The organism is Mycobacterium sp. 1274761.0 (assembly GCF_001668615.1).
Classification (GTDB): Bacteria; Actinomycetota; Actinomycetes; order Mycobacteriales; family Mycobacteriaceae; genus Mycobacterium.
Genome location: NZ_LZMC01000073.1, coordinates 19344 through 44212, shown reverse-complemented (window position 1 = coordinate 44212; position 24869 = coordinate 19344). Strand labels below are relative to the sequence as shown.

23 protein-coding genes are annotated in these 24869 nt (G+C 67.4%); 9 read left to right on the top strand and 14 right to left on the bottom strand.

From position 1 onward, the window contains the following. Window position 1: 1 nt before the first annotated feature. Window positions 2–742 carry a 3-oxoacyl-ACP reductase family protein gene (locus A5651_RS15450; protein WP_066982322.1) on the bottom strand — a complete coding sequence of 247 codons (741 nt, stop codon included), beginning with the start codon at window positions 740–742 and terminating at the stop codon, window positions 2–4. A gap of 102 nt (window positions 743–844) precedes the next feature. Here A5651_RS15450 and A5651_RS15445 point away from each other — a divergent pair, with 102 nt between their 5' ends. Beyond that, a complete protein-coding gene (locus A5651_RS15445) occupies window positions 845–1918 on the top strand; it encodes a dihydrodipicolinate reductase (RefSeq protein WP_066982319.1) in 1074 nt (357 codons plus the stop codon). A 59-nt stretch (window positions 1919–1977) separates the two neighbouring features. After that, window positions 1978–3714 carry an Hsp70 family protein gene (locus A5651_RS15440; RefSeq protein WP_066982316.1) on the top strand — a complete coding sequence of 579 codons (1737 nt, stop codon included), beginning with the start codon at window positions 1978–1980 and terminating at the stop codon, window positions 3712–3714. On the opposite strand, the gene A5651_RS15435 is transcribed toward A5651_RS15440, so the two are convergent. Genes A5651_RS15435 through A5651_RS15425 form a run of 3 tightly spaced genes read right to left on the bottom strand, consistent with a single transcriptional unit; the run spans window position 3711 to window position 6597 of the window. Continuing rightward, on the bottom strand, window positions 3711–4799 hold the full coding sequence (locus A5651_RS15435; RefSeq protein WP_066982519.1) for an SAM-dependent methyltransferase: 1089 nt from the start codon (window positions 4797–4799) through the stop codon (window positions 3711–3713). The genes A5651_RS15440 and A5651_RS15435 overlap by 4 nt on opposite strands. 39 nt (window positions 4800–4838) lie before the next feature. Then, the gene (locus tag A5651_RS15430) at window positions 4839–5468 is read right to left on the bottom strand and encodes an MBL fold metallo-hydrolase (protein ID WP_066982516.1); all 630 of its coding nucleotides are present in this window, start codon (window positions 5466–5468) and stop codon (window positions 4839–4841) included. Window positions 5469–5493: 25 nt separating this feature from the next. Further along, window positions 5494–6597, bottom strand: coding sequence for an S-(hydroxymethyl)mycothiol dehydrogenase (locus A5651_RS15425; protein ID WP_066982313.1), 1104 nt, complete (start codon window positions 6595–6597; stop codon window positions 5494–5496). An 82-nt stretch (window positions 6598–6679) separates the two neighbouring features. On the opposite strand from A5651_RS15425, the gene A5651_RS15420 reads away from it, so the two are divergent. The 3 genes from A5651_RS15420 (at window position 6680) to A5651_RS15410 (ending at window position 8864) form a co-directional block, all read left to right on the top strand. After that, on the top strand, window positions 6680–7393 hold the full coding sequence (locus A5651_RS15420; RefSeq protein WP_066982310.1) for a hypothetical protein: 714 nt from the start codon (window positions 6680–6682) through the stop codon (window positions 7391–7393). Next, window positions 7394–8218, top strand: coding sequence for a serine hydrolase (locus A5651_RS15415; RefSeq protein ID WP_066982307.1), 825 nt, complete (start codon window positions 7394–7396; stop codon window positions 8216–8218). A 133-nt stretch (window positions 8219–8351) separates the two neighbouring features. Then, a complete protein-coding gene (locus A5651_RS15410) occupies window positions 8352–8864 on the top strand; it encodes a DUF3145 domain-containing protein (protein WP_066982513.1) in 513 nt (170 codons plus the stop codon). Here the strand turns inward: A5651_RS15410 and A5651_RS15405 are convergent. Continuing rightward, window positions 8845–9768, bottom strand: a complete 924-nt coding sequence (locus A5651_RS15405; RefSeq protein ID WP_066982301.1) for a diacylglycerol kinase — start codon at window positions 9766–9768, stop codon at window positions 8845–8847. The genes A5651_RS15410 and A5651_RS15405 overlap by 20 nt on opposite strands. 97 nt (window positions 9769–9865) lie before the next feature. Then, a complete protein-coding gene (locus tag A5651_RS15400; protein ID WP_066982510.1) occupies window positions 9866–11446 on the bottom strand; it encodes an FAD-binding oxidoreductase in 1581 nt (526 codons plus the stop codon). A gap of 20 nt (window positions 11447–11466) precedes the next feature. Here A5651_RS15400 and A5651_RS15395 point away from each other — a divergent pair, with 20 nt between their 5' ends. Then, window positions 11467–12048 (top strand): TetR/AcrR family transcriptional regulator, encoded by a 582-nt coding sequence (locus A5651_RS15395; RefSeq protein ID WP_066982298.1) that lies wholly within the window; start codon window positions 11467–11469, stop codon window positions 12046–12048. Next, entirely contained in the window at window positions 12045–13592 is a 1548-nt protein-coding gene (locus A5651_RS15390) for a glycerol-3-phosphate dehydrogenase/oxidase (RefSeq protein WP_066982295.1), read from the top strand. The genes A5651_RS15395 and A5651_RS15390 overlap by 4 nt, the downstream gene beginning before the upstream one ends. A gap of 39 nt (window positions 13593–13631) precedes the next feature. Here A5651_RS15390 and A5651_RS15385 read toward each other — a convergent pair whose 3' ends face one another. The 8 genes from A5651_RS15385 to aceE form a co-directional block, all read right to left on the bottom strand. After that, a complete protein-coding gene (locus A5651_RS15385) occupies window positions 13632–14015 on the bottom strand; it encodes a hemophore-related protein (protein WP_066982292.1) in 384 nt (127 codons plus the stop codon). A gap of 104 nt (window positions 14016–14119) precedes the next feature. Continuing rightward, window positions 14120–15544 carry an acyl-CoA carboxylase subunit beta gene (locus A5651_RS15380; protein WP_066982289.1) on the bottom strand — a complete coding sequence of 475 codons (1425 nt, stop codon included), beginning with the start codon at window positions 15542–15544 and terminating at the stop codon, window positions 14120–14122. A 33-nt stretch (window positions 15545–15577) separates the two neighbouring features. Then, window positions 15578–16831: a 3-oxoacyl-ACP synthase KasB gene (gene kasB, locus A5651_RS15375; RefSeq protein ID WP_066982507.1), complete on the bottom strand. Its 1254-nt coding sequence runs from the start codon at window positions 16829–16831 to the stop codon at window positions 15578–15580. A gap of 31 nt (window positions 16832–16862) precedes the next feature. After that, entirely contained in the window at window positions 16863–18113 is a 1251-nt protein-coding gene (gene kasA / locus A5651_RS15370) for a 3-oxoacyl-ACP synthase KasA (protein ID WP_066982286.1), read from the bottom strand. Further along, on the bottom strand, window positions 18110–18412 hold the full coding sequence (gene acpM, locus A5651_RS15365; protein WP_066982284.1) for a meromycolate extension acyl carrier protein AcpM: 303 nt from the start codon (window positions 18410–18412) through the stop codon (window positions 18110–18112). Before acpM ends, kasA begins: the two co-directional genes overlap by 4 nt. An 87-nt stretch (window positions 18413–18499) precedes the next feature. After that, window positions 18500–19408, bottom strand: coding sequence for an ACP S-malonyltransferase (locus A5651_RS15360; RefSeq protein ID WP_082943788.1), 909 nt, complete (start codon window positions 19406–19408; stop codon window positions 18500–18502). A gap of 128 nt (window positions 19409–19536) precedes the next feature. Continuing rightward, window positions 19537–20781, bottom strand: coding sequence for a CdaR family transcriptional regulator (locus A5651_RS15355; RefSeq protein ID WP_066982278.1), 1245 nt, complete (start codon window positions 20779–20781; stop codon window positions 19537–19539). Between the two features lie 51 nt (window positions 20782–20832). After that, a complete protein-coding gene (aceE, locus tag A5651_RS15350; RefSeq protein ID WP_066982276.1) occupies window positions 20833–23622 on the bottom strand; it encodes a pyruvate dehydrogenase (acetyl-transferring), homodimeric type in 2790 nt (929 codons plus the stop codon). A 152-nt stretch (window positions 23623–23774) separates the two neighbouring features. On the opposite strand from aceE, the gene A5651_RS15345 reads away from it, so the two are divergent. Both A5651_RS15345 and A5651_RS15340 read left to right on the top strand, forming a co-directional pair. Beyond that, window positions 23775–24338, top strand: coding sequence for a hypothetical protein (locus A5651_RS15345; RefSeq protein WP_231988698.1), 564 nt, complete (start codon window positions 23775–23777; stop codon window positions 24336–24338). An 82-nt stretch (window positions 24339–24420) separates the two neighbouring features. Beyond that, window positions 24421–24846 (top strand): DUF3052 domain-containing protein, encoded by a 426-nt coding sequence (locus A5651_RS15340; RefSeq protein ID WP_066982273.1) that lies wholly within the window; start codon window positions 24421–24423, stop codon window positions 24844–24846. The last annotated feature ends 23 nt before the right edge of the window (window positions 24847–24869 follow it).

Genomic DNA, 24869 nt, shown 5'->3' with positions numbered 1-24869 from the left:
GCTAGACGGTGAAGCCGCCGTCCACATTCCAGTTGGCACCGGTGATGTATCCCGTGTCGGGACCCGCGAGGTAGCTCACCACGCCCGCGATGTCACTGGGCTGCCCGTAGCGGCCGATGGCCATGACTTGCTTGGCTGACTCGGCGAATTCACCCTGATCCGGATTCATGTCGGTGTCGATCGGGCCGGGCTGCACATTGTTGACCGTGATGCCGCGGGGTCCCAGTTCGCGGGCCAGTCCACGGGTCAGGCCCGCGACGGCGGCCTTCGTCATCGCATAACCGGACAATCCGGGCCCGGGCACCCGTTCGGCGTTGATGCTGCCGATGTTGATGATGCGGCCGTTGGCGCCCAGATGCGGCACCGCGCGCTGCGTCGCGACGAACACTGCGCGGACGTTGATCGCCAGCAGCCGGTCGAATTCCTCCAGCGGGAACGACTCGATATCGTGCAACACGGCCACGCCCGCGTTGTTCACCAGGACGTCGAGCCCGCCCAAGTGGTCCACCGCCTGGTCGACCGCCGCGGCGACCTGCACCGGGTCGGCGCTGTCGGCCTGGATCGCCACCGCTGTGCCGCTCTCGGCGGTGATTTCGGCGACCAGCTTCTCGGCCTCCTCGGCCGACCTGCCGTAGGTGAAGGCGACGGCTGCACCGTCGCCGGCCAGCCGCCGAACGATCGCCGCCCCGATGCCGCGTGAAGCACCGGTGACCAGTGCCCGTCGTCCCTGAAGATCTGTCATGCCGGGCACAAGTCGATTGAGCACGCGAAAATTCCCCTTCGGCCGGTTGCCCCTGTCCGCCGGGTTAGGGTCAGCACCAGGGGACCGACCGGAAGGTGGCGGATGACCAAGCGAATCGTCGTGTGGGGCACCGGCTTTGTCGGCAAGATGGTGATCGCCGAAGTCGTGAAGCACCCGCTGTTCGAGCTAGTAGGCGTCGGAGTGAGCAACCCCGACAAGGTTGGCCGCGACGTCGCCGATATCTGCGGGCTGCCCGCATTGTTGGGACTCGCCGCGACAGATGACGTCGACGCCCTCATCGACCTCAAACCCGATGCCCTGGTGCATTACGGCCCCACGGCGGCCCACGCCGAGGACAACATCGCGCTGATGACTCGCTTCCTCCGCGCCGGTATCGATGTGTGTTCGACGGCGATGACCCCATGGGTGTGGCCGACGATGCATCTCAATCCGCCGAACTGGATCCAGCCGATCACCGAGGCGTGCGAATTGGGTGAATCTTCGTGTTTCACCACCGGCATCGATCCCGGCTTCGCCAACGACCTGTTTCCGATGACGCTGATGGGGCTGTGTTCGGAGGTTCGCACGGTGCGGGCCTCGGAGCTGCTGGACTACACCAACTACACCGGTGACTACGAACGCGAGATGGGCATCGGCAAGCCGCCGGAGAAGAAGGCGATGCTCGAAACCTCCGACATCCTGGTATTCGCTTGGGGCGCAACGGTTCCCATGATCGCGCATGCAGCGGGCATCATGCTCGACGAGATCACCACCACCTATGACAAGTGGGTGACACCCAGCGAGCGGAAGTCGGCGAAGGGCGTCATCCCCGCCGGTCACGTCGCCGCCGTCCGGTTCACCATCAACGGTGTCTACCAGGGCGAAACCCGAATTCAGCTGGAGCACGTGAACCGCATCGGGGACGACGCCGCGCCCGAGTGGCCCACCGGAAACCAGAACGACGTGTACCGCGTCGACATCGAGGGCACGCCAAGCATCCTCCAAGAGACCGCATTTCGATTCACCGATGGCTCCGGCCGCGACGCCGCGGCGGCCGGCTGCCTTGCCACCGGCATGCGCGCGCTCAACGCGGTTCCGGCCGTCAACGACCTCAGGCCGGGGTGGGTGACGCCGCTTGAGCTTCCGCTGATCGCCGGGGCCGGCACCATCCGCTGAGTAACGGCTGCGGGCCGCGCCGAGATGGACGATAGGGTTGGCCGCGAGATTGGATTGGGATGGCTGATTCTTTAGGGCTGTCGGTTGGCGCCACCAACCTGACGGCCGTGGTGGTGGGCAGGGCCGCGGTGACGCGGTCCTCCGTGGTGACCCTTTTTCCCGACCGGCCGCTCGAGGTCGGCGTGCCCGGCGAAAACCCCAGGCTGACCCCCGATGACCGCGGCGTCGTCATCACCGACTTCGTCGACCGCGTCGGAGACCCGGTCGGCATCGTGGCTGCCGATGGCACCACCCACCGCGGCGAGGCACTGCTGGCCCAGGCGCTGCGCGCGCTGCTCTACGACGTGACCAACGGCCGCGGCACCACCGACCCCGTCGTCGTGACGCATCCGGCGCATTGGCGACCGGCCAGCGTGGACGCACTGCGCGGTGCGCTCGCCCCGATGCGCGAGTTTTCCGCCGCGGCGCTGGTGTCCGACGCCGCCGCGGCCGTGACGGCGCTACGGGATGATCCGGGCCTGCCCGCGAGTGGAATCGTTGCGCTGTGCGACTTCGGCGGCAGTGGCAGCAGCATCACGCTGGTCGATGCCGGCACCGGCAGACCCGTAGGCCAGACCGTGCGGCACACCGATCTGTCCGGTGACCTGATCGACCAGGCCGTTCTGACCCAAGTTCTGGAGGGGCTGTCCGATGCCGGAGCCGTCGACGCGACGGGCACCTCGGCTATCGGCCCGCTCAGCAGATTGCGCGGGCAGTGCCGCGCCGCCAAGGAGCGGCTGTCGACCACCACAGCTACGTCCCTGACCGCCGAGTTGCCAGGGCACCGGGGCGAGGTGCGGCTCACCCGAAACGAGCTCGACGAAGCGATCCGTCCGTCGCTGGCCGATTTCGTCGGTGTGCTGCAGGAGACGCTGGACCGTGATGGGGCCCGCGGGTTGGCCGCCGTGGCTTCCGTGGGCGGCGGCTCCCGGATCCCGTTGATCACGACGACGCTGTCTGAGCACTTCGGCGTGCCCGTCATCACCGGCCCGCACCCGGAGTTGACCGCGGCCATCGGTGGCGGGCTGACCGCGGCCCGAGGCGTTGCCGATGTGGGCGCGACGGCGATGGCCGAAGCGCTGAGCCCGCCCACCGCGGCGGCAGCGGCTGCAGTGGTGGCGACCCAGATGGCGCCGGAAGTCCACCCCGACGCGGCGGGATCCGCTCCGTCGTCCGGCCTGGCCTGGTCCGAGGCTGACGACGTTCCCGATGTCGTCCCCGTCACCGACCCCTACGACTACGCGGGAGCGGCCTCGACCGACGCGATGGGCGGTCCCCGTCCGCCGATGTACTTCGAGCCCGAAACTCAGCACTCCGAGGCCGACGGCCGACGGCCGTACGCGCTGCTGATTGCGGGCTTGATCCTGGTGCTTCTCGCGGTCGCGTTCGCGGTGTGGTTCGTGCTGCGCAGTGACGAGAGCGCGCCCTCCCCGTCGCCGGTCACGACCACGACGACCACAGCGGCCGTCCCGCCGCCGACATCGGAGGCGCCGCCGCCGCCCGGTGAGACGCCAGCACCGCCGCCACCGCAGATGACCGAGACGGTCACCCGAGCGCCGGAGACCGTCACCCAGGCGCCCCCGCCTCCGCAGACGAGTGAAGCGCCACCGCCGCCACCGCCGACATCGGAGGCCCCGCCGCCGACATCGGAGGCGCCGTCGACTCCGCCGCGGCTGATCCCGACGCTGCCGTACCAGACCATTCCCGGTCTGCCGTTTGTGCCCAGGCCGATACAGCCGCCACAGCCCGCGCCCTAGGACGCGCGCTGCCGCTTGGTCAACACGAGCTTGGCCAACGGGATTTGCACCGGCTCAGGGGAGGCGGCCAACCGTTGCGCGACACCGGCTTCCAGCCGCTCGAAGAACTGTGGCGCGCGTGCGTCGTTGCGGCCGCCGGTGAGCGCGGACGCCAGCGTCGGGAAGATCGACGCCCTGACAAAAGCCGCCCATAGCGCGCCGAAAACCGCTGTGTCATGGTCGGCTTGGTACTGCATCCAGAATCGGTCCTCGGCATTGAACACCTCGAGATGCTCAATCGACAGCCGCTCGAAACGGCCCGACGGCGCGAAGGGGGCAATGAAGTCCGACTCGCGTCGCCCGACGATCGGCATGCACATACGCCGAACCTCGTCCTCGGTAACCAGGCCGTCGGTGACCAGCTCGCCCAGCGCATCGACGAGCGCGCCCAGCACCGGCCGATAGCCGAACTCGCCGTGCTCGTCGATGGCCATCGTCAGCACGACCAGTTGTCCTCCCGGGGCCAACTCGCGGCCACGGAAGGCGACGAACTCGTGCCAGTCGTAGGCGGCCTGGCGTTCGTAGGCCGCTCGCACGTTCTGGTCGGCGCTGTAGTTCACCTGCACGTGGTCGGGGATCGGCGAAGGTACGCGACTCAGCCACAGGATCGCCCACGACGACCAGCCGAGGTGAACGCTGTTGGAGGGAATGATCTGGCTGTAGAACGACCGCCCGACGGCCGAGGCGAACGTGGCGGCGTCCTTCTTCAGGTAGGTGTCCGGATCGTCGGCCAGCGTTTCGAACATCACCGTGAAGTCGTTGTCCGGCACGTCGGTGTGTACGACCAGGATGGAATGCTCCGGACGGGTGCGTCTGCGCAGCACCGGCAGCGCCGTCGAAATGGGCAGCAGCGAGTTGTGGCCAGTGGAAGCGCCGTAGTCGGCGATGACGATGGGCTGCGGCGCGCGGGGCAGCGGCACGGTGTCGGCTGCCTGCTCGAAAAGCGCTATCGCCGCACGTAATCCGGCGGCCTGCAGCCGTGAGCTGACCGTGTAGGTCTTGCTCTCCACCGGCTCGGGTCGAACGACAACGCTCGACTCGGGCACAGCCGTCGGCTTCTCGGGCATGCCACCAACGGTAGTCTTCTAGTGGCCGCGGGCCACCCATTCGTCGTAGTGCACGATCTCATCGCCGATGGTCGTGGAGTCGCCGTGGCCGGTGTAGACGACAGTCTCGCCGGGCAGCCTGCCGAGCCGGCCCGCGATGGATTCCAGGATCGTCGGGAAGTCCGAGTACGACCGGCCCGTGGCGCCAGGACCGCCCTCGAACAGCGTGTCACCGGAGAACACCGCCTTGAGCTCGGGCGCATACCAGCACACCGAACCCGGCGAGTGGCCAGGCGTATGCAGTGCCCGCAACTGCGTACCGGCTACCGTCAGCATCTCCGCGTCGCCGACTGCGCGAAAATCTCTGTCGGGATGCGTCATTCGCCACAGCACCTCGTCAGCGGGGTGCAGCAACACCGGCGCGTCCAATGCCTCACCCAGTTCGGGTGCCACCGTCACATGGTCGTTGTGGCCGTGCGTGCACACCACTGCGACGACGTTGCGCCCGCCGACCGCGTTCACGATCGGGCCCGCATCGTGCGCGGCGTCGAAGACGATGACGTCGTTGTTGTCGCCGACAATCCAGATGTTGTTGTCGACTTCCCAACTGCCACCGTCGAGTTCGAAGGTGCCGTGGGTAACCAGCCGCTCTATTGGGCCGCCGTTCATCATCGTCTCCTCTTCGCGCAAGCGCTCATCGGCCGAACACCACCACCGACCGCAGCACTGGCTCTGTGTCGGAGCCGGCGTGCATCTTGTGGAATGCGTCCTCGATGTCGTCGAGGCCGATGCGCTCGGACACGAATTTCTCCAACGGCAGCCTGCCTTGTAGATGCAGGCTGATCAGGGTCGGGAAGTCGCGCTCCGGCAGACAGTCGCCGTACCACGACGACTTCAGTGAGCCGCCGCGGGAGAAGAAGTCGACCAGCGGCATCTCCAAGGTCATATCTGGAGTCGGAACACCCACCAGCACAACGGTTCCCGCCAGATCACGGGCGTAGAATGCCTGCTTCCATGTCTCGGGCCGTCCGACCGCGTCGATCACCACGTCGGCGCCATAGCCGTCGGTGAGATCCTGGATGGTCTCCACCGGGTCGAGTTCGCGGGCATTGATCGTGTGCGTCGCGCCGAACCCGCGCGCCCAGTCGAGCTTCTTGTTGTCGGTGTCGACCGCGATGATCCGCTTCGCCCCGACCAATGCCGAACCCGCGATGGCGGCGTCACCCACACCGCCGCAACCGATTACCGCAACGGTGTCGTCACGGTTCACCGCGCCGGTGTTGATTGCTGCACCGATGCCGGCCATCACCCCGCAGCCCAGTAGCCCGGCCACCGCGGGATCGGCGGCGGGATTGACCTTCGTGCACTGCCCCTCGTGAACCAGGGTCTTGTCGATGAATGCCCCGATGCCGAGCGCGGGCGTCAACTCGGTGCCGTCGGTCAACGTCATTTTCTGCGCGGCGTTGTGGGTGTCGAAGCACAGGTGCGGACGCCCCCGCTTGCAGGCCCGGCACTGGCCGCACACGGCACGCCAATTCAGGATGACGAAGTCGCCGGGCTGTACGTTGGTGACACCGTCGCCGACAGCGTCGACGACACCAGCGGCCTCGTGGCCCAGCAGGAACGGATAGTCATCGTTTATGCCGCCGTCACGGTAGGTCAGGTCGGTATGACAGACACCGCATGCCTGGATGTCGACGACGACCTCCCCCGGTCCCGGATCGGGGATGACGACATCCACCACCTCGACCGGCTGGCCCTTCTTCCTCGAAATCACTCCGCGCACTGTCTGACCCATGGGGCAAAACGATAGCGGGATAGTGGGAACCTGTGACCATGACGTCGAGGGAAACTGGTGTGATGGAGGTGATGGAGAGGCCATGGAGACGTTGATCGATTTTCTCGCCGAAGCGCGCGATGCTTACCGGCGTAATGACTGGCGCGCGAGCTACGCGGCGTTCGTCCGGGCCGACGGAATCGGATCAATTCCGCCCGACGACCTCCACGCCTACGCTGCTGCCGCCTGGCGCCTCGGATATGGCCGGGAAGCTGTCCGGTTGGCCGAGCGGGCCTACGACAGGTCTGTGCGGGCCGACCCTCCCGCCGCCGCGATGACGGCCGCGGTTCTCGCGATGCAGTGGCACGCCCGCGGGCACGACGCGGTGTCGCGACAATGGGCGGACCGTGCACACGCGCTGGCCGCGGGTGGTGCTGCCCGCCGCGTCGACGGCTACCTGGCCTATCTCGACGCGGCCACCGCGCTGGCTGCTGGCGACGCCGCCGGGCTGAGCCGCGCCCTAACGGCCCTGCAGCACACGGCGTCCGAAACCGGCGACGCCACGCTTGCCCTGCTGGCCCGGGTGGTCGGGGGTGTCGCCGCGCTGGACGCGCGCGCCGCCGACGGGTACCGGATGCTCGACGACGCGTTGTTGCCCGTGCTCGACGACCGGATACCGCTCGACTGGGCGGGCGACGTGTATCGGTTGGTGCTGCGCTCGGGTCGGCGGGCAGATGCACAACACCGTCGGGCGTGGACGGAGTCGATGCAGCGTTGGGTCGTGCTCACCGGTGTCGTGGTCGACGCCGTCGTTTAGATGTCTGCACTCGATGTGGTCGCCGATTGGCCGGTGCCGACCGCCGCTGCCGCGGTCATCGGGCCGTCGGGCATCCTGGTCGAGCACGGCGACACCGCTCATCGGTTCCAGCTGGCGTCGGTGACCAAGTCGTTGGTCGCGCGTGCGGCGCAGATCGCGATCGAAGAGGGCGTCCTCGAACTGGACACCCCCGCGGGCCCGCCGGAGTCGACGGTGCGGCATCTGCTGGCCCACACCTCCGGATATTCGATGCACACCGACAAGGTGATGTCGGAGCCGGGAAAGCGCCGCATCTACTCGAACTACGGCTTCGGGGTGCTCGCGCAGACGATCGCCGCGGAAGCCGACATCGAGTTCGGCTGCTACCTGGCGGAGGCGGTCTTCGAACCGCTGGGCATGACGTCCAGCGAGCTCGACGGTGGCGCCGAGGCCGCGGGCTACGGCGCGACCTCCTCGGTCGCCGACCTCGCGACCTTCGCCGCCGACCTGCTGCGGCCCGAGCTGGTGTCGGGTGACATGCACAGCGAGGCCACCAGCGTGCAGTTCCCCGGGCTCGACGGCGTGCTGCCCGGCTTCGGCGTCCAGCGGCCCAACGACTGGGGCCTTGGCTTCGAGATCCGTGACGGCAAGTCGCCGCACTGGACGGGGTCAGCCAACAGCGGCGACACCTACGGCCATTTTGGCCAGTCAGGGACGTTTCTCTGGGTCGATCCGCGCCGCGAGCTGGCGCTCGTCGTGCTGACCGACCGCGAATTCGGCGACTGGGCCTACCAGCCCTGGCCGGCCCTTTCCGACGCCGTGATCGCTGAATTCGACAGCAAATAGCCCGGGGGCTAGCGCAACAGGGGCCTCACAAGGCACAATAGGCACGTACGACACAACCGCATCCGAATGCGGCTCATTTCGTTCCGCCAGGTCGTTGGGGAAGACGTCCCTCGTGGAGCCGAAGGAGCAGCAGATGCGTGCGTCGAACCAGTTCGCCGACTCGACGACGGGCGTGGTTTACATCCACGCCTCACCAGCGGCCGTGTGCCCGCACGTCGAGTGGGCGTTGTCATCGACCCTGAAGTCACGGGCGAACCTCACCTGGACCCCACAGCCGGCCATGCCTGGCCAGCTGCGCGCGGTCACCAACTGGGTCGGCCCCGTCGGCGCAGGGGCACAACTCGCCAACGCGCTCCGGTCGTGGTCAGTGTTGCGCTTCGAGGTGACCGAGGATCCCAGCCCCGGCGTGGACGGCCAGCGTTTCTGCCACACGCCCCAGCTCGGTTTGTGGAGCGGCTCCATGAGCGCCAACGGCGACACCATGGTCGGCGAGATGCGGCTGCGGTCGCTGATGTCGGCCGGTGCGGACATGCTCGCCGCCGAACTCGACTCGGTGCTGGGCACCGCCTGGGACGAAGCGCTCGAGCCCTACCGCAGCGGCGGCGACACCGGCGAGGTGAGCTGGCTCAACCGCGGCGTGGGGTAGCCGGCCGCAGTATTTTCAGCGCCGCCGGTACCGCCGACACCTCCACCGGCAGCGGGCAGACGTACTCGCCGTCGGCGTACGCCGTAATTTCGGTCGAAGCCCGGCACTCCACCCTGATCGTGGTGGCCCGCGCCGTGCGGACCTCGTCGAGGTTGACGTGCGTGCCCTTGAACACGGTCGGAAACAACCGAATCAGTCTCGTGCGCGACTCCGACGCCACCATCGTCGCGTCGAGCAGACCGTCGGTGGGATCGGCGGTGGGGCAGATCAGCATGCCGCCGCCGTAGCTCTTGGTGTTGCCGAATGCGGCGAGGGTGAGCCGTGTTTCGATCTCCTCGCCGTCAAACGTCAGGCGGAACGGCAATAGCCGCAACTGCGATAGCTCGGCGAGCATCGCGAGGTTGTAGCGCATCCGGCCGTGCGGCCACCGCATGCGGTTGGTGCGATCGGTGACCAGGGAATCGAAGCCCGCGGCCATCACGGTGCCGAACCATCTCTCGGTGCCGTCAGCTCCCGTGATGCGGCCGAGGTCCACTGTCTGGGCGACGCCGTCGACGATGACGTCGGCGGCCGCCTCGGGATCCTTTGCGGGAATACCGAATTCGCGGGCATGGTCATTGCCGGTGCCCGACGGGATGATGCCGAGCGGGATGTCGGTCTGCGCGAGCACCTGCAGCGCCAGGGAGACGATGCCGTCACCGCCGACCACGACCAGGGCATCCATCCCGCGTTCGAGGGCGCCCTCGACGAGCCGTCGCGCATGGTCGGCATCGGTGCCCGCAATGGCCACGACGTCGACGCCCCGCCGATGCAATTGGCCGACCGCACGTTCGGCCGCATGCGGCGCGCTGCCGTGCCCCGATGCGGGATTGGTCAGCATCGTAATTCGACCGGATATCATCATGCTCCTCGCGTGCGCGCTGTCATCATGCTCCTCGCGTGCGCGGTGTCATCATGCTCCTCGCGTGCGCGCTGTCATCATGCTCCTCGCGTGCGCGCTGTCATGGAATCAGCTTGCCCGGGTTGAGGATTCCCGCCGGATCCAGCGTCGCCTTGACAGCAGCCAGCACTCTAACGCCGAGCTCGCCGACCTCCTCGCGCATCCACGGCCGGTGATCGGCACCCACGGCATGGTGATGGGTGATGGTCGCGCCGGTGCGCATCATGGCGTCTGACGCGGCGGCTTTGGCGCTGCGCCACTGCTCGATCGGGTTTCCCCGTTGCGCGGCGACCACCGTGAAGTACAGCGATGCGCCGGTGGGATACACATGCGAAATGTGGCACAGCACAAGCGCTGCCGTGCCGCTTTCGGCCAGCGCGGCCGTCAGCGCCTCAGTCACCGCGAATTTCACCGCGGGAATGCTGGACCAGCTGGTGGCCGTCTCCAGCGTTTCGCACAGTGCGCCTGCCGACAACAGCGAGTCACGGAGGTACGGCGCATCGAAGCGGCCGTGCTCCCATGCGTGCGCAGGCGCCTCGCCCAGCGACGTGCCGCCCATGGCCTGCAGCAGTGCCCGGGTCTCGGCATGTCTGCTTGCGACATGTTCCTGCGACCCTTCGAACACCGTGATCGCGAGGCAGCCGCCGGTGATGCTGTCCTCGCCGATGCTCTCGGTGGTCGCCAGGTTTACGCCGGTTTCCGCCTCGTCGGACAGCCGCAGCACGGTCGGGCCGGTGCCGGTCTGGGCGACGGCGCGCAGCGCGTCGGCGCCAGTGGCGAAGTCAGGAAACGACCATGCCTCATACCGGGTGGTCGCCGGGACCGGGTGCACACGCACGCGCACGCGGGTGATGACGCCGAACACGCCCTCGGAGCCGATCAGCAGTTGACGAAGGTCGGGGCCCGCGGCGGACTCCGGGGCACGACCGAGGTCGAGCACACCAGCGGGGGTGACGGCGCGCAGGCCGCGGACCATGTCGTTGAATCGCCCGTAGCCCGCCGAATCCTGCCCGGAGGACCGGGTCGCGGCGAACCCGCCGATCGTCGCGAACTGGTAGCTCTGCGGGAAGTGCCCCAGGGAGAACCCGCGCTCCCCGAGCAAGCGTTCGGCCTCCGGCCCCTTCAGACCCGCACCGAGGACGGCTTCTCCGGAGACCTCGTCCAGCGAGTGCAGTCGGTTGAGCCTGCGCAGATCCAGCGAGATGACCGCTGCGAACTCTCCACGCAGCGGGTCGAGGCCGCCGACGACGCTGGTGCCGCCGCCGAAGGGGACGACGGCGATGCCGCGCTCCTCGCACACCCGAAGGATCGCCGCGATCTCGTCCTCGTCACGGGGCAGCAGCACGGCGTCGGGGGCGTCCTGGACTCCGGTGTCGCGCCGGCGCAGCAGGTCGAGCGTGGATTTGCCGCCCGCGCGCAACAGCCTGGCCTGATCGTCGACACCGCAATGGTCGGCGCCGACTACGCCGGCGAACGCGTCGCGGTCGGCCTGCGACAGGGCCGAGGGTCGCAGCCGCACCACATCGGGCTCCAGCTGCGGAAGCGGTGAGGTGTCAATGCCCAGCGCCTGCGACAGCAGGCTGCGAATCCCGTCGGAGAGCGGTTTGGCCTTCGCCGGGTCACCCCATGCGTCCCACTTCATCATGCGTTACAGTATTACAGATGCTGTCAATCAGTAACGATACGGCGCCGGATGTCGGCGACCGAATTCTCAACGCGGCCGCCAGCTGCGTGCTCGCCTACGGCGTGGACCGGGTAACGCTCGCCGAGATCGCCCGCCGCGCGGGCGTGAGCAGGCCGACCATCTACCGCCGCTGGCCCGACACCCGCGCCCTGCTGGCCGCGCTGCTGACGGCCCGAATCGTCGGTGCGCTGAACAAAGTCCCGTCGCGCGGTTGGGGCCGGCAAGCGATCGTCGAGCGGATCGTCGGCGTCGCCGAGCGGCTGCGGCAGGACGACGTTGTGATGGCGGTGTTCCATACCGCGCCCGACCTGGCGATGGTGTACATCGCCGAACGGCTGGGCACCAGCCAGCAGATCCTCATCGATGCGGTCGCGCGCGAGTTGGTTGAGGCGCAGCGGGACGGCAGTGTGCGGCCGGGCGATCCGCGGCAGCTGGCCGCGATGTGTCTGCTCATCACCCAGTCGACGATCCAGTCCGCCCAGATCGTCGTTCCGATCCTCGACGCCGATGCGCTCGCCGTGGAACTCGCCCATTGCCTGGACGGATACCTCAAGCCGTGACGAACCCGGCCGCACTCAACGCAGCCCGCCGGTCGCGCGAGCTCGCGATCCTGGCCGACGGGGGACCGCTCGACATCGTCGTCATCGGCGGCGGGATCACCGGCACTGGGATCGCGCTGGACGCGGCGTCACGCGGCTTGAGCGTAGCCCTGGTGGAGAAGCACGACCTCGCGTTCGGCACCAGCCGCTGGTCTTCCAAGCTCGTCCACGGCGGGCTGCGGTACCTGGCCACCGGAAACGTCGGTATCGCGCGGCGCAGCGCGGTCGAACGCGGAATCCTGATGGCGCGCAACGCTCCTCACCTCGTCAGCGCGATGCCGCAACTCGTGCCGCTGCTGCCCGCGATGGGCGGCGCAGAGCGAGCGCTGGTGCGAGCCGGGTTCCTCGCCGGTGACGCGCTGCGCCGCCTGGCGGGCACCCGATCGGAAACGCTGCCGCGATCACGACGGATCTCCGCGAGCCGAGCGGTCGACATGGCGCCCGCGGTCAGACGCGACGGCCTGTTGGGCGGATTCCTCGCCTACGACGGGCAGTTGATCGACGACGCCCGCCTGGTCGCGGCCGTCGCGAGAACCGCGGCCCAGCACGGCGCGTTCATCCTCACCCGTGTCGCCGCTTCACATGCCACCGGCACGTCGGTGTGCCTTAACGATCAATTGACCGGTGAGTCCTTCGACGTCCGCGCGCGGGCGGTCATCAACGCCAGCGGGGTGTGGGCCGGCGAGGTCGACACCTCGATCCGCCTGCGGCCCAGCCGCGGCACCCATCTCGTGTTCGACGCCAACGCATTCGGCAATCCGACCGCGGCGCTGACCATCCCGATTCCCGGCGAACTCAACCGCTTCGTGTTCGCGATGCCCGAGCAGTTGGGCCGGGTGTACCTCGGTCTGACCGACGAGGACGCCCCTGGCGCAATTCCCGATGTCCCCGAGCCGACCTCGGACGAGATCGCTTTCCTCCTCGACACCGTCAACACCGCACTGGAAACCACCCTCGGCCGTGACGACGTCATCGGCGCCTACGCCGGCCTGCGCCCGTTGATCGACACCGGTGCCGGCAGGACTGCCGACGTGTCGCGGGAGCACGCCGTCGTCGAATCGGCGTCCGGCGTAATCAGCGTGATCGGCGGCAAGCTGACCGAGTATCGCTTCATGGCCGAAGACGTCCTCGACAAGGCCGTCGCGCTGCGGAGACTGGATGGGCGCGGTTGCCGAACCCGAAACCTTCCGCTCGTCGGCGCTCCGTCGAATCCCGTTACGGGACAGCCCGTTCCCACCGACCTGCCGCCATCACTGGTGGCGCGGTTCGGCGCCGAGGCCTCGAACGTCATCGCCACGGCCACCTGTGAGCGGCCCACCGATCCGGTGGCCGATGGCATCGACGTGATCCGCGCCGAATTCGAATACGCCGTGACGCACGAGGGTGCGCTGGCGGTCGACGACATCGTCGACCGCCGCACGCGCATCGGGCTGGTCGACGCCGACAGGGCCGCCGTGTTGACTGTCGCAGAGGAGATGCTCGGAGTCGGTACGGGATCTACTTAGCCCTACATCAATTCGGCGTCGCCGATCGCCTCGGCCCGGCTATGAGGCCATCGCGTCGTAGAGCCGCGCGATGTCAGCGGGCGCTACGTTCGATCCGCACTGCTGACGCAGGTTGCGCAGCGGGGAAGCGATGCGCTGCAATTCGGCCCACTCGCTGGGATGAGCGACGAAGTAGTTGCGGATGGCAGCCTCGGCCCCTCCGCCCTGATTGCCGGCGTCGGTGACGGCCTTGTTTGCGGCCGGATGGTTCGCGAACCAGGCGCCGGTCTGTGACCCGACCTCGCCGATGGCGTTGCTCAGCCCGGACACCGTACAGTCAGCGTCGGCCGATGCCGTCGGCACTGCGATGGCGCCGGCAAGTCCGGTGAACGCTGCGGCGGCGACAACCCCTGCGACTCCACGGCGAATAGTGATGCCAAACATGTGTGCTCCTCACTCCGTTGCGGGGCCCAGGTTGTCCCCCGACGGGATGGGCCGCTAACCACATTACGGAAGCGAGGATTCACCGCGGTCGTTCTTGATTAAACCTACAGTGGAATGTTCTTGTGACGTCCGCGGCGTGCGGGCGCCTCGGCCAGGGCCTGAGTCAGCTTGCTGCGGGTGTGGGCCGGGTCGATCTTCTCGTCCACCACGCCGATTTCGATGGCGGAATCGACGCCGCCAGCAATACGCTCGTGCTCGGCGGCGAGTTCCTCATGCAGCGCCTCCCGCTCGTCGTCGGATGCGGCGGCCAGCTTCTTGCGGTGCAGAATACCGACGGCGGCCTTCGCGCCCATGACGGCGACCTCAGCGTCCGGCCACGCAAACACCTTGGTGGCGTTGAGCGAACGCGAGTTCATCGCGATGTAAGCGCCGCCGTAGATCTTGCGGGTCACCAGCGTCACGCGGGGAACCGTGGCCTCACCGAACGCGTGTAACAGCTTTGCGCCGCGCCGCACGACGCCGCCCCACTCCTGGTCGACACCGGGCAGATAGCCGGGCACGTCGACAACGACCACGAGCGGAATACCGAACGCGTCGCACAGGCGCACGAAACGCGCTGCCTTCTCGGCGCTTTCGGAATTCAGGCAGCCGCCCAGCCGGAGGGGATTGTTGGCCAGCACACCGACGGTGCGCCCGGCCAGCCGACCAAGGCCGATCACCATCGACGGCGCCCACTTGGCCTGGAATTCTTCGAACGGCGCGTCGGCATCCAGCAGCGCTTCGACGAGCGGGTGCACGTCGTAGGCGCGGCGCGCCGACTCGGGAAGCAACGCGTGCAGGTCGGTGTCACCGGCCTCGGCCTTGCTGCGGTCGAAATGGCCCTGCTGGCAGAACAATCCGACCAGCCGACGGCCACGCGCGTAGGCGTCGAGCTCGTCATCGGCGACGATGTGGCACACGCCGGACTTCTTGTGGTGGGTGTCGGGACCGCCGAGCGACGCCATGTCGACGTCTTCGCCGGTGACACTGCGCACGATGTCAGGTCCGGTGACGAAAACCCTGCTGTCCGGCGCCATCACGATGACGTCGGTCAGCGCGGGGCCGTAAGCGGCGCCGCCCGCGGCGAATCCGACGACGACGGAGATCTGCGGGATGTAGCCCGACGCCCGGATCATCGCCTCGAACACCAAACCGACGGCGTGCAGCGCCCGTACGCCCTCGGCGAGGCGGGCGCCACCGGAGTGCCAGATGCCGACGATCGGGCTCTGCTCCTCGATGGCGGTGTCGTAAGCGGTGACGATGTGGGCGCAGCCTTCCACGCCCATCGCCCCACCCATCACGGTCCCGTCGGTGCAGAACGCGATGGTCCGCACGCCGTTGACCGTTCCTGCGGCGGCGAGCACACCCGAGCGGTCACGCTCGTGGAGGAACTCCAATGTGGAGTCGTCGTCGAAGAAGTTCTTCAGGCGCAGAAGCGGATCGCGGGGGTCGGTCGATTCGCCGACTGCCTCGGGGACCGTGATCGTCATCGAAACCTCCTGTCGGGCCGGATTATCGGGGCTTCAGTACTTCCCGAAGGTGAGCGCCACGTTGTGCCCACCGAATCCGAACGAGTTGTTGATCGCGTAGTTGTAGTTGCCGGGTCGCGGTGAGCCGGCGACGACGTCGAGGTCGATCTCCGGATCCTGGTTTTTCAGGTTGAGCGTCGGCGGGATGACACCGTTCTTGAGTGCCAAGACGGTCAGGATCGATTCGACGGCCCCCACCGCGCCCACCGAGTGGCCGAGCGCGGATTTCGGCGCGTACACCGCGGGCTTGTGTCCGCCCATCGCATTGTTGATCGCCTGCCCCTCGGCCACGTCGCCGACGCTGGTGCCGGTGGCATGCGCGTTGACATGGTCGATATCAGTGGGTTTGAGACCCGCGAGTTGAATCGCGCGTGTCATCGCGTGACCGGCCTGCTCGCCATTCGGATCCGGCGCCACGATGTGGTAGCCGTCCGAGGTGATGCTGGCGCCCATGATCCGCCCGTAGATGGTGGCACCGCGCGCCTTGGCGTGCTCCTCGGTCTCGATGACCATCAGCGCGCCGGCTTCGCCGAACACGAACCCGTTGCGGTCCTTGTCGAACGGACGGCACGCACCGGCGGGGTCATCGTTGGTGGTGGACAACACGATTCGCATCTGCGCGAAGCCGGCGATCGGCACCGCCTCGATCTTCGTCTCGACGCCGCCGCAGATCGCCATGTCGGCTTCGCCTAGCACGATGTTGCGCCACGCGTGCGCGATGCCCTCGGAGCCGGAGGCGCAAGCCGAGACAGGAGTGATGACTCCGGCCCTGGCCTTGCGCTCCAAACCGACTGCGGCCGCAGCCGCGTTCGGCATGTACATCTGAACGGCGAGGGGGGAGACGGCCCGCAGACCCTTTTGCCGCATGCCGTCGTAGGCAAAGAGCAGTTCCTCGCTGGAGCCCATTCCAGTACCGATGGACACCATCAACCGCTTCGGATCGACTTCGGGCTCGCCGGCGTCCTTCCAGACCCGCCGGCTCAACACCGTCGACATCCGCTGCAGATACGACAACCGACGCAGCTCGACCCGCGTCAGCTCATCCTCGAAGGTCTCGAGAAGGTGACCGCCGATGCGAACCGGGAGGTCGTACTCCTCGACGAACGGATCCTCGAGCGTGCGGATGCCGCTGTGCCCGTCGAGCAGTTTCTGCCACGTGCTGTTCGCATCGGTAGCCAGGGCAGTCGTCATGGCCATGCCGGTGACGACGACATTGGGGAAACCATTCCCCGTGGCTAACCCTGTCATCTCGTTGCGGTGCTTCCTTTCCCCGAACACCTCAGTACTTGCCGAAGGCAAGTGCCACGTTGTGTCCGCCGAATCCGAACGAGTTGTTGATGGCGTACTTGTAGTCGCCGTATCGCGGCTCACCCGCGACGACGTCCAAATCGATCTCTGGATCCGGTGTTTCGTAGTTCAGCGTCGGCGGGATGACGCCGTCGCGAAGCGACAGCACCGTCAGCACCGACTCGAGTGCGCCCACTGCACCGATGGAGTGGCCGAGCGCCGATTTCGGCGCGTACACCGCGGCGTGTTCCACACCGGCGACCCGCAGCGCGTTCGCCTCTGCAGTGTCACCGATCGGGGTCGCCGTGGCGTGGGCGTTGACGTGGTCAATGTCCTTGGCGGACAGGCCCGCAAGTTCCATCGACCGCTTCATTGCCTGACCCGCGCGCAGACCGTCGGCTGCCGGCGCCACCATGTGAAAGGCGTCCGACGTGATACCGGCACCCATGAGCCGGGCCAGCGGCTGGGCGCCGCGTGCCTTCGCATGCTCCTCGGTCTCGATGACCATGAGCGCGCCGGCTTCACCGAACACGAAACCGTCGCGGTCCTTGTCGAACGGACGCGAGGCGCCCTCCGGGTCGTCGTTGCGGGTCGACATGGCACGCATCATCGAGAACGCCGCGATCGGCAGCGCTTCGATGCCGCCCTCGACGCCACCGCAGACAGCGATGTCGGCGTCGCCCATGACGATCTGCCGCCACGCGTGGGCGATGGCTTCCGAGCCCGACGAGCAGGCCGACACCGGCGTCATGACGCCGGCACGGGCACCGAGCTGCAGGCCGATGACCGCGGCGGCACCGTTCGGCATGATCATCTGGACGGCAAGCGGGGACACCTTGCGGGGCCCGCCCTCGTTCATCAGGTCATAGGTCTCGACGATCTTCTCGCCGCCACCGAGGCCGGTGCCGACAACGACTGCGAACCGGTCGGGGTCGACCTCCGGGGTACCGGCGGCGTCCCAGACCTGCCCACCGAGCAGCTTGGCCATGCGCTGGACATACGACATGCGCCGCAGGTCCAGCCTCCCCATGTGGTCGTCGACGGCCTCCTTGAGGTGGCCGCCGATCCGCACGGGAAGATCCCACTTGGTGACGAACTCGTCTTCGAGGACGCGAATGCCGCTCTCGCCTGCCAACAAGCCCTTCCACGTGCTCTCGATGTCCGGCGCGATCGACGTCGTCGCCGTGACGGCGGTTACCACAACATTGGGGTAACCGCCGTTAGCAGTGGAAGGCCTGCTCACGCGCGATCCGCTTCGATCTTCTCGCGCAGCGCGGCGGCAGCCTCGGGGTTCTCTTCCTCGAGCTTCTGGATGTAGGAGACGACGTCACCCACGGTGCGCAGGCCTGCGAGGTCCTCGTCCGGAATCTTCACGCCGTACTTGTCCTCGGTCTGCACGGCGATCTCCACCATCGACAGCGAGTCGATGTCCAGGTCGTCGACGAACGACTTCTCCGGGGTGACCTCCGACGGCTCGATACCGGTGACCTCTTCGATGATCTCGGCGAGACCGGCGATGATTTCTTCTTGAGTGGCGGGCACAATGGCTCCTTCTAATTGGTTGTGTTACTGCGATTACGTAGTTATTCGGTTGTCACTGACACCCAACGAATGCCGGGCGTCACACCTTTAGAGCTCAGACAGCCCGTCCAGGTCAGCGCGGGTCTTAACCGGATGAGTCGGCGTGCCCTTCAGTTCGCGTTTGGCGATTCCGGCGAGCGTCCCGGCGGGCGGGAACTCGACGATCGCGGACACGTTTGATTGCCGGAGCGTCTCCGTGCACAGGTCCCAGCGCACCGGCCGGGTCAGCTGAGCGACCAGCTTGCTCATGGCATCCGACGCCGAGGCGACCGGCTTGCCGTCGGCGTTCGACAACAGCCTACCGGTCGGCTCGCTGGTGGCGACGCTCTCGGCGGCGGCGGCGTAGCCCTCGGTCGCCGACGCCATGTAGTGCGTGTGGAACGCGCCGGCGGTGGCCAGCGGGCGGACACGGGCCTTGGCGGGTGGATCCTCGGCGAGCTTGCTCAGCGCGGTCAGGCTGCCCGCCGCGACGATCTGGCCGGTCGCGTTGCGGTTGGCGGGCACCAGGTCGAGCGCCTCCAGCCGGCTGACGACCTCGGCTTCGTCGCCGCCGAGCACAGCCGACATGCCCGTCGGCTCCAGCGCGCAGGCCTTGGCCATCTCAGCGCCGCGGGTCGCCGCCAGCACAACGGCGTCGTCGCTCGAGATCACGCCGGCGATGGCGTAGGCCGCGATCTCTCCGACGGAGTGTCCGGCTGCGATGAAGTCGCGTCCGGCCAGCAGGCCGCGCTTGGTGAGCTCTTCCCAGGCCAACAGCGTCGCCGCCACGACCAGCGGCTGCGTCACCGCGGTGTCGGTGATTTCCTCGGCCGTCGCGGTGGTGCCGAGGCGGGCCAGGTCGAGACCGGTGGCCTGCGACCATGCGGAGACACGGTCGGCCGCACCGGGCAGCTCAAGCCACGAGGCGAGCATGCCGGGGGTCTGCGATCCCTGTCCGGGAGCAAGCAATGCGAGCACGTATTTAAGAAAACACTGTGGGAACGGATCTGCGCGGTGTAAGAGATTATGAACCTCGTCTTATCTTTTTGTGGAGTCCCCACAAAACAGCATGTGATGGGACACCATCGATATAGACCCGCAATCTGTTACCCTTCTCGACCCCCCGTGGCTGACTGGCCGGAAAGGTACGCCTGCCTGGTCAATCGTCCCACGGTCGAGGCCACGCGCAGCACATAGGCGTCGCGCGGGACGGTGGGATCGCGGCCCGTGAAGTCGGCGATGCGCTTGAGCCGGTACCTGACGGTGTTTGGATGAACGAACAGTCGGCGGGCACAGGCCTCGATCGCACCACCTGAGTCCAGATAGGCATCCAGCGTCTCCGTCAGCGCGGGCCCGGCGTCGCCGAGGGGTCTCATCACCTCGGTCTCGAGCGCGGCGACCGCCGACGCGTCGCCCAGCAATGCCCGCTCCGGCAGCAGCTCGCGGGCCGTCACCGGGCGGGGGGCGCCGGTCCAGCCCGCGACCGCATTCATCCCGGCGATCGCCTCGGTGGCGCTCCAATGGGCCGCCGACAGGGTCGGGGCGGTGGGCCCGACGATCACCGGCCCGTCGGCGAAGACGTCGACGAGCTCGGCGACAAACCTGTCCGTCAGGCTCATCGGCCCGGACACGATCGCCACCAGCCACGTGCCGTGCACGTCCGACAGCGCCGAGCGTCCGTGCCTGACGACGACGTCGTGGACGTCGTCGCTGGCCAGGTCGATGCGGTCGGGCTGCGGCATACCCACAATGACGGTGGCCGGCGCGGTGGCATCCCAGTTGAGCGCGGCGGCCTGCGACTGCAGCTCGGGCCCGGTGTCGCCGCGGACCACCGCGTCGACGATGTTGGCCTCCATCCGGGTGTCCCAGGCGCCCCGCGCCTCGGCCTGGTCGGCGTAGGCCGTTGCGGCGGCGAACGCCAGGTCGCGGCTGTAGCGCAGAATTCCTGCGGTCAGCGCGGTCAGCTGTTCTTCGGAGCGGGCCAGTAGCGGCACCACTTCCTCGAAGAACTCCATCGTGACGCGCACCATCTCGACGGTCTGCCGCAGCGCGATGCGTCTACGGAGGTCCTGCGGCACCACCTCGAAGGCCTGCGCGGTGTAGCTGACGTCGCCCTTGGGGTTGCGCATCCACTCGACGAAGTTGACCACGGCGGTCTGCACTACGAGCTGAACGCTGGCCCGCTGCGAAGCCTCCAGGTCGGCGAAAAACGGCAGCCGCTCCTCAAGCACGTGGACCGCCTGGGTGGCCAGCCGCCCCGAGTACTGGCTCAACCGACGCAACACCGATTCGGGCACCGTCTCGAGCACCTCGAGTGTGGAGGCGGGCGGGACGTACCGATTGTCGGTCATCCCTAAAAGCTACCCCATATTTCTGGTGGAATCCTCCAAGAAGGCAGCGAGTCAGGCGACCCCGGGGTCCGAGGTCTGCTCCGGCGCAGCGAGCACGTCGTCGACCTCGTATTTGTCGGCTGCCTCGGCGGCCACCGAATCGTCTATTTCGCCGTCGCGAGCCAACGCCTCGAGCACCGCCACCACCACCGACTCGGCGTCGGTGTTGTAGTACCGCCGAGCGGCCGGCCTGGTGTCGGAGAACCCGAAGCCGTCGGTGCCCAGCGTCACGTAGGTGTTGGGCACCCATGGCCGTATCTGCTCGGGCACCGCGCGCATCCAGTCCGACACCGCCACGGCAGGTCCGCGGGTGTCGGCGAGCACCTGGGTGATGTAGGGCACCCGCGCCGGCCGGTCGGGATGACGCAGCTTTTCCTTCTCGATCTCGACGCCGTCGCGGTTGAGCTCGCCCCAGCTCGTCACCGACCACACATCAGCGGCGACATCCCACTCGTCGGCCAGTAAGTCGGCCGCTCGCAGCGCCTCCGGCATCGCCACCCCGGACACCAGGATGTGCGCCTGCTTCGACTTCTTCTCCGGCGCGGGCCGGTAGCGGTAGATGCCGCGCAGTAGGCCCTCGATGTCCAGTCCCTCCGGCTCGGCGGGCTGCTTGTAGGGCTCGTTGTACAGCGTGATGTAGAAGTAGACGTTCTCCGGATCCTCGCCGTACATGCGGGCCAAGCCGCTTTCGACGATGTAGGCGATCTCGTAGGCGAACGCGGGATCGTAAGCGACCACAGCGGGATTGGTGGACGCCAGCAGAAGCGAATGGCCGTCGGCGTGCTGCAGCCCCTCGCCGACGAGAGTGGTGCGCCCCGCCGTGGCGCCCAGCACGAAACCGCGGGCCATTTGATCCGCGGCGGCCCACAGCCCATCGCCGGTGCGCTGGAAGCCGAACATCGAATAAAAGATGTAAACCGGGATCATCGGCTCGTTGTGGGTGGCATACGAGGTGCCCGCCGCGGTGAACGTCGCCGTCGAGCCGGCCTCGTTGATGCCCTCGTGCAGGATCTGGCCGACTTCACTTTCCTTGTACGCCAACATCAGTTCCGCGTCCACGGAGGTATACAGCTGGCCGTTGCGGTTGTAGATCTTCAGGCTCGGGAACCACGAGTCCATGCCGAACGTCCGCGCCTCATCCGGGATGATCGGCACGATCCGCGGCCCAATATTCTTGTCGCGCAACAGTTCCTTGAAGGTACGCACAAGCGCCATGGTGGTCGCCACCTCTTGCTTGCCGGAGCCCTTCTTCAATGCCTTATAGATGTCACGCGGCGGCAGCGTCAGCGCCTTCGACTTGGTGCGCCGCTCCGGCACGAAGCCGCCCAACGTCCGCCTGCGGTCGAGCATGTAGCGGATCTCGGGTGCGTCGGGCCCCGGATGGTAGTACGGCGGCAAGTAGGGGTTCTTCTCGATGTCATCGTCGCTGATCGGGATGCGGATGGCATCGCGGAACTGCTTGAGGTCTTCCAGCGCAAGCTTTTTCATCTGGTGGGTCGCGTTGCGGCCCTGGAAGTGCGCGCCGAGCGAGTAGCCCTTGATGGTCTTGGCCAGGATCACCGTCGGCTGACCCTTGTGCTCGGTGGCGGCGCGATAGGCCGCATAGACCTTGCGGTAGTCGTGGCCGCCGCGCTTGAGGTTCCAGATCTCGCTGTCGCTCATCTTCTCGACGAGTGCTTTGGTGCGCGGATCGCGGCCGAAGAAGTGATCGCGCACGTAGGCGCCGTCGTTGGCCTTGTACGTCTGGTAGTCCCCGTCGGGCGTGGTGTTCATCAGGTTGACCAACGCGCCATCGCGGTCGGCGTGCAGCAGTGCGTCCCACTCGCGTCCCCACACGACCTTGATGACGTTCCAGCCTGCGCCGCGGAAGAACGATTCCAGCTCCTGGATGATCTTGCCGTTGCCGCGGACGGGACCGTCGAGGCGTTGCAGGTTGCAGTTGATCACGAAGGTCAGGTTGTCCAGTGCCTCGTTTGCGGCTACCTGGATCAGCCCGCGGCTCTCCGGCTCGTCCATCTCGCCGTCCCCGAGAAACGCCCAGACGTGCTGATCGGAGGTATCTTTGATGCCCCGGTCGTGCAGGTAGTGGTTGAAACGTGCCTGGAAGATCGCGTTCGCGGGCCCCAGACCCATCGACACCGTGGGGAACTCCCAGAAGTCGGGCATCAGCCGCGGATGCGGGTACGACGGGATGCCTCCGCCGGGGTGGCTGTGCTCCTGGCGGAAGCCGTCGAGTTGGTCGGCGGTGAGCCGGCCCTCGAGGAACGCGCGCGCGTAGATGCCCGGCGATGCATGTCCCTGGATGAAGACCTGGTCGCCACCGCCGGGATGCGACTTGCCGCGGAAGAAGTGGTTGAAGCCGACCTCGTAGAGCGCGGCCGAGGAGGCGTATGTCGAAATATGGCCGCCCACACCAACTCCCGGCCGTTGAGCGCGGTGCACCATGATCGCAGCGTTCCACCGGATCCACGCGCGGTAGCGGCGCTCGATCTCCTCATCGCCGGGGAACCACGGCTCCAGCTCGGTCGGGATGGTGTTGACATAGTCGGTGGAGGTGAGCGACGGGATGGCCACCCGCTGCTCACCGGCGCGCTCCAGCAAGCGCAGCATCAGATAGCGCGCACGCGCAGGGCCCTGCCGTTCCAGCAACTGATCGAACGATTCCAGCCACTCACTGGTTTCGTCGGGATCGATGTCGGGCAGGTAGGAGGCAACGCCTTCGCGGATCACCCGTACCCGGTCGGGTTCGGCTGCGGTGCCGGAGTTTTGGGCCAGGTCTTGGCGCGCGAACTCGGTGGTCAACTTGCGCTCCTCGGTTCCAGGTATAGGTCTCGCACAACCCCTATCGTCCCCCCATCGTGCCCCACGTGCACCGCCGGTGGTGCCTAGTGGAATGAACCGCCGATCAGCCGTTGACCCGGTAACGTCTGCAGGTTGTGCAGACGGGAGGGCCGGTGAGGGGGCCGCGGCTGCGAATTGTCGCCCAGGTGGTCGGCAGCCTGGCGGGTCTGGCCATAATCGTTGTCGGCTGCACCTCGGTGACCGACGGCTCGCCGACGGTGAACGCCGGCGACGCGCCGGTGTACCGGGCATCGGTTTCGGCGTCGATCGAGGAGTCGGCGTCCTCGTCCAGCTCGAAGGAGTCGCAGCGCCGGGAATCGTTGTCCACCGAGGCGGTGCACACCTCGTGTGAGGCGTTGAGTTCCAGCAGCGTCGACTCGATCACCGCGGTCAACGACTACGTGAAGGCCTTCAACGACAGCGCCCCGGATGCGGCGGCCAAGGCCGGGCCGGCCGTCGACTCGCTCAACCACAGCGCGGACCTGGTCGCCCAGAGCATCAGCGAGCCGCTGACGCCCCAGCTCCGGGACGCCCTCAACGCCTGGGTGGACGCCGCCCGGGGGGTGGCCAACGCCATCGCAGGCAACTACGGACCCGACGAGTTCAACGCCGCGGTGACCAAGTTGAACGACGTCAAGACGACGGCGCTCGACCTCTGTGATGCCGCATATCGATAAACCTTTCCGCACCAGGCACCGCTAGAAGACTCGGTCGTGCGACGATAGGACGATCGAGCGAGCAGTTGAAGGAGGACCGACGGTGGTCGCGGCGGCGGACGCCCCGAACTACGCCCAACGGCTGGGCATCCAAAAAGATCAGGTTGTGCAGGAACTGGGCTGGGACGACGACGTCGACGACGACATCCGGGCCGATATCGAAGACGCGTGCGGCGGTGAGCTCCTCGATGAGGACGCCGACGAGGTCGTCGATGTCGTGCTGCTGTGGTGGCGCGACGATGACGGCGATCTGGTCGACAGGCTGATGGATGCCATCACCCCGCTGGCCGATGACGGCGTGATCTGGGTTTTGACTCCCAAAACTGGCAAACCGGGCCATGTGCTGCCGGCCGAGATCGCCGAGTCGGCGCCGACGGCCGGGTTGATGCAGACGTCGTCGGCCAACCTCGGCGACTGGAGCGCCAGCCGGTTGGTGCAGCCGAAGTCGAAAGCGGCGGGCAGGCGATGAGCGCTTGCGCGAAGAGCAGACGG